This is a genomic window from Streptomyces sp. NPDC006265 (assembly GCF_040613555.1).
Lineage (GTDB): Bacteria > Actinomycetota > Actinomycetes > Streptomycetales > Streptomycetaceae > Streptomyces.
On sequence record NZ_JBEXSH010001240.1, the window covers coordinates 1 to 1,955 of the forward strand.

Annotated in this window: 1 protein-coding gene and 1 pseudogene; one reads left to right on the plus strand and one right to left on the minus strand. The window is 69.8% G+C overall.

The genetic code is table 11. The features are described from left to right. Nucleotides 1–123: 123 nt before the first annotated feature. Nucleotides 124–1,020: an AraC family transcriptional regulator gene (locus tag ABZ281_RS47550; RefSeq protein ID WP_356664871.1), complete on the minus strand. Its 897-nt coding sequence runs from the start codon at nucleotides 1,018–1,020 to the stop codon at nucleotides 124–126. A 157-nt stretch (nucleotides 1,021–1,177) separates the two neighbouring features. Here ABZ281_RS47550 and ABZ281_RS47555 point away from each other — a divergent pair. Further along, nucleotides 1,178–1,955: pseudogene (locus ABZ281_RS47555) on the plus strand (hypothetical protein); the annotation flags it as partial.

Below are 1,955 nucleotides of genomic sequence, written 5' to 3' on the forward strand. Positions count from 1 at the left end.
GACCTTCACCAGCGGTCAGCCGGCGGACTTCGTGAACCTCAACTGGTTCACCTTCGGGCACTGACGGCCCTCGTGAAGGGGCTCCATGCATGCGTGGGGCCCCTTCACTGCTTCCCGCCGCCGTCAGCGCAGTTCCGCCCGGAAGGCCGCCGGGGTCTGGTCGGTGTGCTGGTGGAAGAACTTGGAGAAGTTCGCGGCGTCGGGGAAGCCGACCGCCACGCCGACCCGCCCGATGGGCAGTTCGGTGTGGGCGAGGAGCCGTTTGGCCTCGAGGACCACGCGCTTGTCGATGAAGGCCTTGGGGGTCTCACCGGTCGCGGCGCGCACCGCCCGGACCAGGGTGCGGCGGGAGTAGCCGAGCGCGTCGGCGTAGGCGCTGACGCTGTGGTTGGTGGCGAAGTCCCGCTCCACGGCGTCCCGGAAGAGGGTGAAGGTGGAGTCGGACCGCTGCCGCAGGGCCTGCGCCGAACTCGCCGCGAGGTGGGCGAGCCGCAGCAGGAACGCCGTGAGCGCATGGCGCAGGACGGCGGTGTGCAGACGCAGCGGGAGCGTGGCCGTGTCCTCGTACTCGCGCAGCAGCTGGGCGAGCGCGGCCTGCAGACCGGCGAGTTGGGCCGCGTCGGGGCGCAGCAGCGGCGGCAGGTCGTAGCGGTAGAGGCCGGTGCCCTCCACGGTCGAGCGGGGCAGGAAGCCGGGCTGCATGGTCAGCACGGTTCCGCGGTACTCGCTGCTGCGCGAGAAGCGGTGGACCTGCCCGGGGCGGATCCACAGCAGGTCTCCGGCCATGGCCTCGTACTCGGTGAAGTCGACCATGTGCCGGACCGGGCCCGCGCCGAACAGCATCACGACGTGGAAGTCGATGCGGTGCACGCGCTCCAGCGGCGCGTCGGCGTGCCAGCTGCGGCCGGTCCCCATCGGGCCGATCTGCATACCGACGCCGCCGACGCTGAGCTCGACCGGGAAGGGGAACGTATCGATTCCGTCGCCGCCTTGGACGCTTCTGTCCGCCATGTCCGCCATGTCCGCCTCGTACCGCCCGGTTCGGGTGCCCTGCTGCCGATGGGTGTCCCACTTTCACCACAGGCTGGCACACGCCGACCTTCCGCCGTAAAAGTCAGACTTTTAATTTTGAACGCGTCAGACCAGCAACTTCGCTCCCATCGAGGACTTCTTGAAGATGAGCACGCAGACAGCGGACCGCTTCGAATGGACCGAACTCGACCGGCGTGCCGTCGACACCGCCCGCCTTCTGGCGGCGGATGCCGTCCAGCGGGTCGGCAACGGCCACCCCGGTACCGCGATGAGCCTGGCTCCGGCGGCCTACACGATCTTTCAGAAGGTGATGCGGCACGATCCCGCCGATCCCGAGTGGACCGGCCGTGACCGCTTCGTCCTGTCCCCCGGCCACACCTCGCTGACCCTCTACACGCAGCTGTACCTCGCGGGCTACGAACTGGAGCTGGACGACCTCAAGGCGTTCCGCACACACGGCTCCAAGACGCCCGGCCACCCCGAGTACGGGCACACCGCGGGTGTGGAGACCACCACCGGCCCGCTGGGCCAGGGCGTCGCGAACGCCGTCGGCATGGCGATGGCCGCCCGTTACGAGCGCGGCCTGTTCGACCCGGATGCCCCGGAGGGCGACTCCCCCTTCGACCACACGATCTGGGCGATCGTCTCCGACGGCGATCTCCAGGAGGGCGTCTCCGCCGAGGCCTCCTCGCTCGCCGGCCACCAGAAGCTCGGCAACCTGGTCTTCCTCTACGACGACAACCACATCTCCATCGAGGGCGACACCGCGACCGCCTTCTCCGAGGACGTGCTGAAGCGCTACGAGGCCTACGGCTGGCATGTGCAGCGGATCGAGCCGCAGGGACGGGTGGCCGTTCTGAACGCCGCGGCGCCCGGGCCGTTCGTGGAGCTGCACCCGAGGCTGGCCGCCCGGCTGGGGGCGG

Excerpts from the sequence above, each read along its gene's own strand:
- ABZ281_RS47550 (WP_356664871.1), bottom strand. The coding sequence starts at position 1,020 with ATGGCGGACATGGCGGACAGAAGCGTCCAAGGCGGCGACGGAATCGAT.